This window comes from Flavobacterium sp. (assembly GCF_027531905.1).
Taxonomy (GTDB): domain Bacteria; phylum Bacteroidota; class Bacteroidia; order Flavobacteriales; family Flavobacteriaceae; genus Flavobacterium.
The window spans coordinates 1-12817 of record NZ_JAPZSU010000022.1 but is presented as its reverse complement, the minus strand read 5'-3'; the positions used below and the strand labels follow the sequence as shown (position 1 = coordinate 12817).

The 12817-nt window shown below is 33.8% G+C and carries 13 protein-coding genes and 1 pseudogene; 1 reads left to right on the top strand and 13 read right to left on the bottom strand.

The features are described 5' to 3' along the window. Positions 1-131 precede the first annotated feature (131 nt). The gene (locus O9307_RS06975; protein WP_298296889.1) at positions 132-1541 is read left to right on the top strand and encodes a DUF4403 family protein; all 1410 of its coding nucleotides are present in this window, start codon (positions 132-134) and stop codon (positions 1539-1541) included. A 38-nt stretch (positions 1542-1579) separates the two neighbouring features. Here O9307_RS06975 and O9307_RS06970 read toward each other — a convergent pair whose 3' ends face one another. From O9307_RS06970 to sprA, 13 genes and pseudogenes are all read right to left on the bottom strand, one after another. Beyond that, the gene (locus O9307_RS06970) at positions 1580-1840 is read right to left on the bottom strand and encodes a hypothetical protein (protein ID WP_298296886.1); all 261 of its coding nucleotides are present in this window, start codon (positions 1838-1840) and stop codon (positions 1580-1582) included. Next, positions 1830-2372 (bottom strand): DUF420 domain-containing protein, encoded by a 543-nt coding sequence (locus O9307_RS06965; protein WP_298296884.1) that lies wholly within the window; start codon positions 2370-2372, stop codon positions 1830-1832. The genes O9307_RS06970 and O9307_RS06965 overlap by 11 nt, the downstream gene beginning before the upstream one ends. Before the next feature lies 1 nt (position 2373). Beyond that, a complete protein-coding gene (locus O9307_RS06960) occupies positions 2374-3060 on the bottom strand; it encodes an SCO family protein (protein ID WP_298296881.1) in 687 nt (228 codons plus the stop codon). 1 nt (position 3061) lies between these two features. Next, positions 3062-3703 carry a hypothetical protein gene (locus tag O9307_RS06955; protein ID WP_298296878.1) on the bottom strand — a complete coding sequence of 214 codons (642 nt, stop codon included), beginning with the start codon at positions 3701-3703 and terminating at the stop codon, positions 3062-3064. Positions 3704-3779: 76 nt separating this feature from the next. Further along, positions 3780-4130 carry a cytochrome C oxidase subunit IV family protein gene (locus O9307_RS06950; protein ID WP_298296875.1) on the bottom strand — a complete coding sequence of 117 codons (351 nt, stop codon included), beginning with the start codon at positions 4128-4130 and terminating at the stop codon, positions 3780-3782. A gap of 20 nt (positions 4131-4150) precedes the next feature. Continuing rightward, positions 4151-5128: a cytochrome c oxidase subunit 3 gene (locus tag O9307_RS06945; RefSeq protein WP_298296872.1), complete on the bottom strand. Its 978-nt coding sequence runs from the start codon at positions 5126-5128 to the stop codon at positions 4151-4153. A gap of 42 nt (positions 5129-5170) precedes the next feature. Beyond that, positions 5171-5758 carry a cytochrome c oxidase subunit 3 gene (locus O9307_RS06940; protein WP_298296869.1) on the bottom strand — a complete coding sequence of 196 codons (588 nt, stop codon included), beginning with the start codon at positions 5756-5758 and terminating at the stop codon, positions 5171-5173. A gap of 1 nt (position 5759) precedes the next feature. Further along, the gene (cyoE, locus tag O9307_RS06935) at positions 5760-6659 is read right to left on the bottom strand and encodes a heme o synthase (protein ID WP_298296958.1); all 900 of its coding nucleotides are present in this window, start codon (positions 6657-6659) and stop codon (positions 5760-5762) included. Positions 6660-6762: 103 nt separating this feature from the next. Further along, the gene (locus tag O9307_RS06930) at positions 6763-8868 is read right to left on the bottom strand and encodes a gliding motility protein RemB (protein WP_298296866.1); all 2106 of its coding nucleotides are present in this window, start codon (positions 8866-8868) and stop codon (positions 6763-6765) included. A gap of 14 nt (positions 8869-8882) precedes the next feature. Next, the gene (deoC, locus tag O9307_RS06925) at positions 8883-9626 is read right to left on the bottom strand and encodes a deoxyribose-phosphate aldolase (protein ID WP_298296863.1); all 744 of its coding nucleotides are present in this window, start codon (positions 9624-9626) and stop codon (positions 8883-8885) included. A 150-nt stretch (positions 9627-9776) separates the two neighbouring features. Beyond that, complete coding sequence (locus O9307_RS06920) at positions 9777-10094, bottom strand: VanZ family protein (RefSeq protein ID WP_298296860.1); 318 nt, start codon at positions 10092-10094, stop codon at positions 9777-9779. A gap of 58 nt (positions 10095-10152) precedes the next feature. Then, entirely contained in the window at positions 10153-10533 is a 381-nt protein-coding gene (gcvH, locus tag O9307_RS06915; RefSeq protein WP_064716335.1) for a glycine cleavage system protein GcvH, read from the bottom strand. An 81-nt stretch (positions 10534-10614) separates the two neighbouring features. Beyond that, positions 10615-12669 (bottom strand): annotated as a pseudogene (gene sprA, locus O9307_RS06910) (cell surface protein SprA); the annotation flags it as partial. Between the last annotated feature and the right edge of the window lie 148 nt (positions 12670-12817).

The following is a 12817-nucleotide window of genomic DNA, read 5'->3' as shown; positions in this document are numbered from 1 at the left end:
TGAACAAAATCAATTGTTAGTATTGCTACCTAAACAATTCTAAACGATAAGACTCGATTGCTTTGAAAATGTTACAAAAAAACTGGAATAATATTTGTTTTAGTATTTTTACCAAAACAAACCATCATCAAATGTCAAAATTCCTTTTCTTTATTACTATAATATTAGCAATTTCATTATTGGTAAGTTGCTCTACAGCAAGTAAGTTAGATGCTTTAAAACCCGAACCTGACGACGCAGTTCCATTAGTTTACGAGAACAGTCCTTCCTTCATCAACCTCCCGGTGACAATAAAACTAAAAGACATTGAGAACAAGACCAATACACTACTCAATGGATTGATTTATGAAGACAACACTATTGAAGACGACGATATTGAATTGAAGGTTTGGAAAGAAGCACCAATTACCATTACTAATGCACACCAAGGAACAACTGAAAAGATAAAAACAGTTTTTCCCCTAAAAATCTGGGTAAAATACCGCATTGGCACCAAAAAACTAGGAGTAGAACTCTACACCTACAAAGAATTCAATTTGAATGGGGTAGTAACATTGCATAGCGATATAAGCCTAACCAATTGGCGAATGCACACCAAAACTGAATTAAAATCTTTAGACTGGAAGGAAAGCCCCACAATGGTGCTATTGGGCAAAAACGTTCCAATCACATATATCATCAACCCTACCATTAGCTTATTCAAATCTAAAATTGAAAGAAAAATTGATGAATCGATTGAAAAATCAATGGATTTTAAACCCAACGTATTGGATGCACTTGAAAAAATCTGCACACCTTTCGAAATGAGTGAAGCTTACTCCAGCTGGCTAAGAATTACTCCTATTGAAGTGTACACTACAGATGCCCGATTAAAAAACGACACTTTTGTGTTAGAAATGGGAATGAAATGCAATATGGAAACGCTAATTGGTGCAAAACCAACATCAAAATATGACAAAAACAAAATACTCTTAAAACCAGTAACGCAAATTCCACAACAAATCAATACCAATATTGCGGCAGTTTCAACATATTTAGAGGCTTCAAGAATTATGAGCAAAAATTTTAGTGGGCAAGTATTTGGTTCAGGAAGTAAAAAAGTGACGGTAAAACAAGTAAACATTTGGCATAAAAATGACAAAATGGTGATTGCTTTAGACCTATTAGGAAGTGTGAACGGTACAATATATCTTTCTGGATTTCCTCAATACAATGAAAAAACCAAAGAAATATATTTTTACAAATTAGATTATGTTTTAGATACTAAAAACCGATTGATGAGAACAGCCAATTGGCTTGCACAAGGCATTATTTTACGAAAAATAGAAGCCAATTGCAGGTATTCTATTCAGCCCAATTTAGAAGAAGGCAAAAAAAGCATGATGAGTTACCTCACTAATTATTCACCAATGCCAGGTGTTTTTGTAAATGGAAAAATGGAGGATATCCAATTTCAAAAAATTCAATTAACCAATCAAGCCATCATTGCTTTTATCAATGTAAAAGGGAATGTTAAAGTCACCATAGATGGATTGAAATAACTATAAAAAAGGCTGAATTAATAATTCAGCCTTTTTTATTATGATTTTTTCTTTTTCATTCGATAAATATAATACCCTAGCGCAGCAACCAAAAGATATGGAATTACCATTAGGTACACGATACCATCATTAACCGCTGCTGCTTTTGTAGCATTGCCTTCACTGGTTAATGCTGCTCTACACATTGCACATTGCGCATACGAAGAAAACTCAAAAAGGAAAAAACAAATTCCCAAAAGCAGGAATTGTAATTTACTAGTTTTTATTTCTCTCTTGTGATTTCTATCTTTAACTAGCATAATATGGCGCTATCATTAAATAAACGATTACTCCAGTTACTGCAACGTATAACCAAATTGGGAAGGTGATTTTGGCTATTTTCTTGTGCTTATCAAACCTTTCAGCGAGTGCACGAACATAAGTAATAAGTACCAAAGGTATTACGGCAATAGACAACAGAATATGCGATAAAAGAATAAAGAAATAAACATATCTAAGCACACCTTCTCCACCATAACTAGTAGAATCTGTCGTCATATGGTAAGCGATATACATCACCAAAAAAGCCAATGAACAACCTATGGCGGTTTTCATTAAATTTTCGTGTAAACCTCTATTCCCCTTTTTAATGGCTAGTACTGCCCAAATTAGCAAAACCGCAGTTATCCCATTGATTGTAGCATAAATCGGAGGTAAAAATCGAAGTGGTGCCACTTCTATTCCAAAGTCTTTTAATTTAACTTTAAACAATATAGCAACCGCTACAGGGATTAAAATAGATAGTATTATAATCCATTTATTGTATTTCTGCTCAACTGAATTTTGTTCCATTTTATTCTTTTAAAAGTAATTTAATATCTTCTTGAATGTCTTTAACGCCTTTTTTATCTAATCCATCATAGTACAAAATTGGATTACCAAACTCATCATTTCTACAACGAATATGTCCTTTTTTATCAATTAGAGCAAATAAACCAGAATGCTCAAAACCACCACTCACTTTGTTATTGGCAGCAGCATATAGATTAAAACCTTTGTTAGCCAAATCAAAAATAGCCGTTTTGTCTCCGGTTAAAAAATTCCAATTTGAAGATTTAACCCCTAACAACTTAGCATGCGCTTTTAAAACTTCAGGTGTATCTGTTTTTGGGTCTATAGTAACTGATACGATACCAAAATTAGGGTTGCCAAAAAAAGTTTTCTCGATTTGCAACATACTCAAATTCATCTTTGGACAAATGGAAGGACAGGTTGTGAAGAAAAATTCCAAAACATAAACTTTCCCTTCGTAAAATTCATTATTGATTTTTTTATTGTCTTGATTAGTAAATTCAAAAGAAGGTGCTTTGCCAATGTCTACCAAACTTTCTGCAGCAATTCCAGCTCCACTATCTTTATCCAATCGATCCGATTTCACAACTGCATTGCCCTGTACTCGATCGATAATTTTAGGAATTGCATAAATTCCAAAAATTAAAATAATAAAGGATATCCCGATATATGATTTATTCTTAAACATATTACAATTGTTTAGTAGCGTTATTATTCTTTTTCAAAGCCGCTTTGTACTCGTACAAAAGGATTTTAAAGTCATCCAGCATTTCATTACTCAACTCTGCTGGATGAAAGGTATTATACCCTTCTTTGTATTCTTCTTTATCTTTTCTTCCTCTCAAATTGCGTTCTTTATCAAAAATAAAAACGTTGGATGTGCCATAATTGGAATCCAATTGACTCTTAAGTTGCATTTGCTTGTAAAAGTTTGCAATCTCTTCAGGAGTTGCGAAAACAAAATTCCACTGCTTTACATCGGTAAAAGCTTTCAAGGCATCCAAAACAGCTTGGGCGTCTTTTTCGGTTCCAAGTGGACAAAGCATAACAAACTGCAAGTCTTTGAAAGTGTGGTAACGTTGGTAAATCTTTTGATTCAAATTGAATAAATTTCCTCTATTGGCAAGCAAATTTGTCCCTGAAAATCCAAGAACAGTTATCTTTCCATCTAAACGAACGACATCTCCTCTCAACGATTTCCAGTTACCAAAGTCAGCAACTTTAGGTGTAATTGTAGGTAATTTGGTAAAACTATTCACTCCAGAAGCAAAAAATAAATAAGCTACTATTGGAAGAATAAACAAGACAAAAAGAACAATATTTTTTTTCATCAGAAGGGTGGTATTGAGAGTGTAAAAATAAAAAAAGCTCCGATATTTCGGAGCTCTTTTCTGAATTAATATTTAGTTAAAAATTCCATTTAATGATAGAATTTTTAAAAACCCCGAATACATAATCACCTTCAGTTAATAGAATAAAAAGTAAATATAAAATTAAAAATATTAGTGGGGCAACTACAGCACTTTGTAAGGATTTTTTTTCTCCCTCCATGTGCATAAAAGCCCAAACAATATAATATGCTTTAACAATTGTCAATATATAGAATATCCAATTTAGCAAGTTCATTCCAAGAAAATTAGTAAAATGCAATGATTCAGGTTTAATAATACCCAAGATAACCTCAACTATAGTTACCGCTGATAATAAACCGAAAACAAACCAAATTCTTTTTGTGTTAGAAACGTGTTCGTGTGACATAATAATAAGTTCCTTTAAAATTAAACAAGATAAAATACGGTAAATACAAATACCCAAACTAAATCTACAAAGTGCCAGTATAAACCAACTTTCTCTACCATTTCATAGCTTCTACGCTTTTCGTAAGTTCCTAACAATACATTAAAGAAGATAATGATATTGATTACAACTCCTGAAAATACGTGAAATCCGTGAAAACCTGTAATAAAGAAAAAGAAGTCAGCAAATAATTTACTTCCGTATTCGTTATGCGTTAAGTTCGCACCTTCAATAACCAATTTTGCATCCGCTAATCTAGCTTCTGACTCCGCTCTTGAAAGCACTAATTTCTTTTTGTCTTTTGTGATAGTTTCTGTTCTAACCAATATATCAGGATTAGCTTTGAAACCTGCTTGAATTTCTGCCACAGAATAAGATGGTAAAGCTGGCTCACTCATAAACCATTTGGCTTTGTTACGAGTCAATTGCTCACGCTCTTCTGGTAAAGTTTTAGCAAAATCAGCCAAAGCAACACGTTTTCCGTCTTTATCCACAAACTGAAGTAAACTACCTCCTGTTGTTTCTACTGCACCATATTCTCCTTTAATAAAGTTTTTCCACTCCCAAGCTTGAGAACCCACGAAAACTAAACCTCCGATAATGGTCAAAAACATATAAAGTGCCACTTTATCTTTCTTCATTTGATGTCCTGCATCAACAGCCAATACCATTGTTACAGAAGAGAAAATCAAGATAAATGTCATTAAGGCTACATAATACATCGGAGCTGATACACCGTGTAAAAATGGAAAGTGAGTAAACACTTCGTCGGCTAAAGGCCAAGTTTCAATAAATTTAAATCTAGAAAATCCATAAGCTGCAAGAAAACCTGAGAAAGTCAAGGCATCTGATACGATAAAAAACCACATCATTAATTTACCATAACTCGCTCCCATTGGCTCATTTCCGCCACCCCATGTCTTTTCGTCGTTGTTTGCAGTAGTAACTGTCGCTCCCATAAAATTAATTCGTTAAAAAGTTCCCAAATTTACATTTTTTTCTTATTTAAAGAAATATAAAAACAAAAATAAATAAACCCACAATAAATCAAGAAAATGCCAATACATTACACCAAGTTCAATTCCAAGAGATTGAGTTGCGCTGTATTTTTGTTTAAAATGATTATAAATAATAATTAGCAAAGAAATCAAGCCTCCAGCTAAGTGCAACAAGTGCATAACGGTTACAATATAAAGGAATGTAGTAGTAATCGAACTAGCAGGTCCTGTAAAAAAATAACCTTGGGCAACAATTTGACCAAAACCTACAAATTGCAATACTACAAATGCAATCCCTAAAGCTAAAGTAACCAACAACCATTGTGTAGTAGCCTTGTGATTGTCACGTTGTATTGCTTTTTTAGCCAAATGAAAGGTAATACTACTCACCAAAATAGCAAAAGTACTAAGTAAAAAAGCCGAAGGCAATTGAAAATCTTTTAACCAATCTACTCTTGATTTACTTACCACAAAGGCACTTGTTAATCCTGCAAACATCATGGTCATGCTTACCATTGCAAACAACAAAATCAACTTATAGGATCTTGCCGTTCTGGATTGATGCTCGTCTTTAGTCATTGTCATATCCATACTATCTTAAAAATTTATCTACTATATATATTAATTGTAACAAAGTGATATACGAAACACTCACCAACATCAAGGTTCTTGCAGACTTAGCTGTTCTTAATTGATAAACTTTTACCGCATAAAACAACATCCATAATCCCAATAAAAACACTAAAATAGCCGCAACAGGTGTTAAAAATAGAGAACCCGTATAGCCAAACATTGGCAAAAGCGACGCGATTATTAACCAAACGGTGTATAATATAATCTGCAAAGCCGTTCCATTATCTTTTTTTCCTGTCGGCAACATAAAAAAACCTGCTTTTTCATAATCTTCATACAAGAACCAACCTATAGCCCAAAAATGAGGAAATTGCCAAAAAAACTGAATCAAAAACAAGGTACCTGCCTCTATTCCAAATTCTCCCGTAGCAGCAACCCATCCTAACATGAACGGTATGGCTCCTGGAAATGCCCCAACAAAAACAGACAACGAAGTCATTGTTTTTAATGGCGTATAAACACTAGTATATAAAAAAATCGAAATCGCACCAAACATGGCCGACTTTGGATTAATACTATACAACAATACTAATCCCAAAATAGTTAACAATGTCGCCACAGCTAGAGCTACTCTTGGTTGCATCCTTCCTGAAGCGACTGGACGATCCTTAGTTCGATCCATTAAAGCATCTAGATCCTTTTCTATAACCTGATTGTACGCATTTGAAGCACCAACCATGCAATACCCGCCTATAGCTAATTTTAGCAATATCCACCAAGTGCTTGCTTCGAAATGATCAACTCCCAAAACAAAACCAGCAATGGAAGAAAAAACAACACTAATAGCAAGACCTGCTTTAGTGATGGCTTTAAAATCTAAATAAATGGATTTGAGGGAAACTGTATTTGTCAAAACGATTAAAACTAGTGTTATTTTTATAAAAACTTTTGCAAAAGTAGGTTATCAAAAGGGATTTGACAAAAAACAACTCATAAAAAAAGTTGCTATTAAAATAGACCTACTAATAATCAAAATAAAAATTAAAAATATCGGATCTAACTCCCAAAGTAAACCAATTAGTACTTTGGGTAAAAGTGGCAACTGTATTTTGAGAAGGATCGAAGTTTCTATAAATATAACTAGCAAAAAGCTTCAAATTAGTGGCAGGATTGACCAAATAACCACCTTGAATGTCTGCTATAAATACTTTAGTCTTGTTCCCTTGTCCTACTTTTACTCCTGTATCGAAAGGACGTTTTTCATCGTAGTCTTTGTAAATATTACCCCCGTAATTAAAACTATCTTCAGTAGTATTAAAATCTAGACCACGTGTTCCTACAGTTACTTTAGCATCGGCAAAAAGCCTTCCTTTATTATAACGAGCAATAGCAATTAATTCACTGAAATTTCCTCCCCATTGGTGTCCCAAACTTTGATTGTTATGCGCATAATTCGTAATAGGATTACTGTGCGAATACACATAAGGACGCACGTGATTGTATTCTAACTGCAATAAAAGATTGTTCACTTTGAAAGCATTATAATACTTCAAACCGAATTGATATCCGAATTTGTTTTTCCAACTATTATCGCCTCCTTTTATGTCGCCCAATGAAAATTCATCTATCAAAAATTGTCCGTAGGCATTAATTGAAGCATCCCATTTGTACTTAAATGTAAGACCCAACAAAGCATTTCCACTTCTAGAGGAAGACCCAAACTCTACCGCACGGTAAAAAATAATAGGATTCACAAAACTCATATCAAAGCCACGGTTATTGTCTTTTGTCCAAACTACCGATTCAAAAAAACCTAAATTCAAACGATTCGAAACATTCCAGCTCAAATAATGATTGGCCATAAATTTGGTAGCATACGTTCGATCTACGGTCACTTCTGGACGCACATCTTTCAGCCACATATAGGTATTGGTGTATTTAATTTTCCAAAAATTAGTATTGATTTTGAAATAAGGATAAGGACTAGCACCATCACTTTCTAACAAAGATCGATACCCATCTCCAATAAAATTCCTGCCATAACCCAATTGTAAATCTATAAATCTATTGGGAGTAAAAGTAATGTTGGCTTCCGCCAAAGGAAAATCATAGGCATCATCTTTGAATCTTTTGGCAATTCCAATTCCAGGAATTATAGCAGGATTTCCTCCCGAAGGCTTAATGGATTCCGCATACTGATTATAATAATCTGCAAAACGCCCTTGACTTTCAAAAACTGTGGTCGTAAAATTCAATTGTTTCCCCAATCCTCCTCTAAAATTGAGTGCACGAGTATTTACATAAGTGTACGAATTTTCGGTTTGAGAAGCTTTCCCTAATTGCAAATCAAAAATTGGATTTAAGGTAAACCAATAGTCTTCGCCTTGAATCTCAACAGTGTTTTCATTCCATAATTTTCTCGCCCACCAACCAGAAGCTTTCTTTTTCAACTGCTCATTAACTTCCTTCATATTATAATACTTAGCTACTTCAGCATAAGTATACGGCTTGGAAGCGGTATGATTGTTACTTCCCACTTGATTCATTTTGGCATCAAATTGCGCATAAAGACTGTGCGAAAAAGGCACATTTAAATGACTTTCGTATTCTGGATTGCGGTATTTTTTATAAACAATACTATCTAATTCCGTTAGTTTTGGATTTTTAACATTGAGAATCTCTGCTTTGGCAAGTGCTTCCGCCTCGAACTGTTCTTTTGATTTTAAAGGAATGGTAATTGCAATTGTATATTTAGAATAAGTTGGCTTCCCATTATACGTGGCAGGACTCACTTTGGGCATACTCGAAAAAACCCTTTTTGCCTCGTTACTAAGTGATTCTGACACTGCATCAACGTATAATACTTTAAATTTCCCCTCTGCGGTAACTTCAAAAAGGACTTTTATATTTCCTTTGAAAGCATCATTTTGTGGCACTTTGAAATTAGCAAAAACAAAATCTTGCACTTGATTATAAAAACACATTTCAACTTGTTTGGTCTCAAGATTTTGACAAGTTTCAAAAACAGGAAAACGTTCCACTTCATTAAAAACCGAAACATTTAGGTTTTGTCCACAACACCAGTTTAATCCAAGAAAAAAGAACAGCGCACTGTAAAGTTTGTACATAATTTTACAAATAGTTAATATTCATTTTGAGTATTTACACCATCCACAATGGCTTTTGCTCCCGAAGTACCAATTCGCTGAACACCTAGCTGGATCATTTCAAGAGCATCTGCATAATTACGAACACCACCAGCAGCTTTTATAGGTAATGGCGAAGCGTTTTCGAGCATTATTTTAATGCTTTCAATAGTTGCTCCATTAGGTTCATTATTAGGTGTTACATAAAATCCTGTAGATGATTTTACAAAAACAGCTGCGTATTGCTCTTCTTTGAAGTTTTGTATGACAACATTTTTGATCAAAGCAGAAAGTTGCATTATTTGACCATTATTCAAAGCTGCAACTTCAATAATCCATTTTACTACTTTTTTATGGGCTAACCCCAATTGTGTTCCTTTTAAAACTTCCTCTTTAACTAAAGCAATTTCACCTTTTTTAAAGGCCTCATAATTACAAACAAAATCCAAATCATCCGCTCCATCCTTTATAGCTTGTTGAGCTTCGGCCAATTTGGTTGCTAGATCAGATTGTCCTTTGGGAAAATCAATAACTGTTCCTACCAATAGGTTAGAGTGAGCTTCTTGAATCATTTTTTTGGCCAAAGCCACTCGATCAGGGCGAATCATAATGAGTTTGAAATGCTCTCGAATAGCCTCTTCGATAAAGGATTTTGCCACTGATATATTTTCTGCTTCAGTTACATTGGCTTGCTGATTGCTTTTTAAATAAGTCGAATCAAGATAAGTTCTAATATCCATATTTTACAAGGAATTGGAATTGATAAATAAGTCGTACAAAAATACATTATTAATTGAAAACACTGGGGTGGAGTTCCCTATTTATCTTTATTTAGCAACTAACAAAAGGATTAAAACAAAAAAAATCCCATCGAAATGGGATTCTTATCGCTATTTTTGTTGTATTTCCTTTTTCTCTTTAAATTGATACAAAAGAGCAATTGCAAATAGTGAACCAAATATATTAGCCAAAACATCTGTAATATCTGCACTTCGCGAAGTAGTATAATAGCCTTGAATGAATTCGATTAACAATCCGAAGACAAGGGAAAGCAAAAATGAAAAACACATCACTTTTGAAAAACTACTCCATCTGCCACTTTTAACCAAAGTGATTCCCCAAAAAAAAGTGAAGAATAAATGCAATAGAATGTGTACTATTTTGTCAATTCCAACTATTTTAATGGAAGGAACATCTGACGATTTCATTAAACAGACGTAGCACATCAAAGAAGTCCACACCAGTGCAACAACTAAAAAGAAATGTTTAGGCACCAATTAATTCTTTGTAAGCAGCATCAGAAAGTAATTCTTCGATTTCAGCTGGATTTGCAATTTTCACTTTAATCATCCAACCTGCTCCGTATGGATCAGAATTTACTGTTTCTGGAGCACTTTCTAAATCATCATTGAAAGCAATGATTTCACCAGTAAGTGGTAAAAATAAATCAGATACTGTTTTTACTGCTTCAACAGTTCCAAAAACGGCATCTTTATCTAAAGTTTGGTCTAAAGTTTCTACTTCTACATAAACAATGTCTCCTAACTCTTTTTGTGCAAAATGAGTAATTCCTACCGTTGCAATATCGCCTTCGATACTAATCCACTCGTGATCTTTGGTGTACTTTAAATTTGATGGTACGCTCATAATATATAAATGTTGTGTTATTGATAATAAAAAGCAAATATAACTATCTTGTATTGAATTTTCACATAGAATAAGTCCAAATTAATTCCCAAAATTGTAACGAAGGGTAAATCCTGAACGAATATTAGTAAGTGGAAACGTAGTTGAAATTACCGCTTTGGAGAACGAATGATCGTAATAGAAAATAGCGGTTAGATTTTTACTAAAGGCATAATCAGCCGCCAAGCGCAATTGCCAAATGTTTTGTCCCGCAGCTAATTGGTTGTTGTTATAATCTAAATAGCGAACAATTGTCTGGTTATTTCTATAAGATAAATCTGCTTTAATATTAATATCACTTTTAATAATCCCCGTTGGATTATCCGCCAAGCGAGAAGAAAAAATCACGTCCTTGAATCGATATCCCAAACCTACAATATACTCTACTCCTTTTACTTCGGTCAAAAGATTGTTATCAAAACTCATTGATAAAGCCCGGTCTTTCTTGATTTCAGTCAGTACTTTGAAAGAGTTCTTTAATTCAAAATCCAATCGAATTAACGGACTGAATTGTTCTACCAAATTCACATTGGAAATGACCGTTGGGTTATAAAAATTTCCGCTTGCATCTACCCCATTTGGCTTTTTGGTGTATTCAAAATTAGAACGATAATCATTGATGGTATAGGAAGCTCGATAGTTATGCAGCAACGAAACCCTTTTGAAATTATTTTTAAAAAAAGTATACCTCATAAATCCATTGTATTTAATGGACCAGTTTGGAATTGGAAAACTCCTAAAAATACCTGTAGACACATCATTGGCATTGCCTCCAGTATAAGCTGCTAAAAAGGCAGGTAACAAAACGGCTTGGTTATTTTTTCCGAAACCTTTAGGAAATCCGTCTGCATCAATATTACCTGGATTATTGATATCAATTCCTCGTTGTGTTGCTAATCGATTGGCCACAACAAGACGATTGGTTCTAAAATCATCAAAAGCGGCCGAACCAGTTTCATCACTTTTTGAAAAAGCTGTTTTTATCAAAACAGTAGAAATAGAAAACATGCCATAGCTATATGGAGATAATGGCGTATAATTTCCTGCCACAACACTATACTGTTCAGATGAATTATTAGAATAAGCGCGGTCTGCAGTTAAATCAATTTTAAAATCTGGAAACAAATCAACATTGGCTGTCGCTTTTAAAAGCTTATTGGTGACTTGTGTAAAATTTTGATTAAAATCCTGATAGGTAGTTAACCAACCTCTTTTGGCTGCTTCGTATCGAACATCATCCTGACTTCCAAAAATGAATCCAAGTGAAGGACGAGAAGATCCTAAGAAACCAACACTAGGCGTAAAACCTGGTAAAACAGTTCCACTATTGTGAGTATAATTGACTTGAATATTTTTCACACTTGTCAACACCCCAATCAATCCATCCATAAATGGACTTCTTTGTTGCAATGGCTTAACCGCTGTATTTACTACTTTTTCTCCTGGTTTTGGCGCTACAGTTTTAGGTTTTGCAGCACCAGAGCTAGGTGATTTTTTGGAAAGTCCAATGTATTTGTAGAATGTTTCCATAGCAAAAGAAGCATTCAAAATTTTAGAACTCGCATTTTGAATTGTATTTCCTAAATTATAATTAACCCCTTCAATAGTAATATTGTCAAAAGCATTCGAAGCGCGTTGCCAACTATAATCTCCTGTATAAGTAAAATTAGCTTTAACAAAACCAAATACTGGGATTTTATTCAACGGAATTTCGTAGTTTACGATAAGTTGTTGCATGTGTTGATTAGGATTTCCAATATCAAAATAACTATCCCAAATGGTAAAGGAATCAATAGGCGTATTGTCTGCATTCAAATAACTTTTTACAATGTTATTAGAAGAAGCCGTATAATTTAACTTTAACGATTTGGTCAAATTATAATTAAAGCCATATTGATAATTAAAGGCGAAATTTCTTCTATACAAAGGATCAAGTCCTATGCCAACCACATCTACCTGACGAAATTGCTGACGATTGTATTGTCTGATTATGCTACTATTGAAAGTGATATTAGTCGGTAAAAAATTGAAATTGAAATCCTGCAACCATTTCCAATAGTCGCTTTTTTTCACAAATGTTTTCTTCTTGAACGGCTCATATGGTTTAAGTAATGGTTAAAATTTAATGTCGTATTTAGTTCCAAAATTAGTCAGGACAAAATTTAATTTTTCTTTGAGGTTTTCGAATGATTTATAAGCATCAAAATCTAACCATTGATATTTTATTCTTCGCCATAGAATTTCA

Bases quoted from the DNA above. Each gene is read 5' to 3' on its own strand.
- O9307_RS06975 (WP_298296889.1), top strand. From the start codon at position 132: ATGTCAAAATTCCTTTTCTTTATTACTATAATATTAGCAATTTCATTA.
- O9307_RS06970 (WP_298296886.1), bottom strand. From the start codon at position 1,840: ATGCTAGTTAAAGATAGAAATCACAAGAGAGAAATAAAAACTAGTAAA.
- O9307_RS06965 (WP_298296884.1), bottom strand. From the start codon at position 2,372: ATGGAACAAAATTCAGTTGAGCAGAAATACAATAAATGGATTATAATA.
- O9307_RS06960 (WP_298296881.1), bottom strand. From the start codon at position 3,060: ATGTTTAAGAATAAATCATATATCGGGATATCCTTTATTATTTTAATT.
- O9307_RS06955 (WP_298296878.1), bottom strand. From the start codon at position 3,703: ATGAAAAAAAATATTGTTCTTTTTGTCTTGTTTATTCTTCCAATAGTA.
- O9307_RS06950 (WP_298296875.1), bottom strand. From the start codon at position 4,130: ATGTCACACGAACACGTTTCTAACACAAAAAGAATTTGGTTTGTTTTC.
- O9307_RS06945 (WP_298296872.1), bottom strand. From the start codon at position 5,128: ATGGGAGCGACAGTTACTACTGCAAACAACGACGAAAAGACATGGGGT.
- O9307_RS06940 (WP_298296869.1), bottom strand. From the start codon at position 5,758: ATGGATATGACAATGACTAAAGACGAGCATCAATCCAGAACGGCAAGA.
- O9307_RS06930 (WP_298296866.1), bottom strand. From the start codon at position 8,868: ATGTACAAACTTTACAGTGCGCTGTTCTTTTTTCTTGGATTAAACTGG.
- deoC (WP_298296863.1), bottom strand. From the start codon at position 9,626: ATGGATATTAGAACTTATCTTGATTCGACTTATTTAAAAAGCAATCAG.
- O9307_RS06920 (WP_298296860.1), bottom strand. From the start codon at position 10,094: ATGAAATCGTCAGATGTTCCTTCCATTAAAATAGTTGGAATTGACAAA.
- gcvH (WP_064716335.1), bottom strand. From the start codon at position 10,533: ATGAGCGTACCATCAAATTTAAAGTACACCAAAGATCACGAGTGGATT.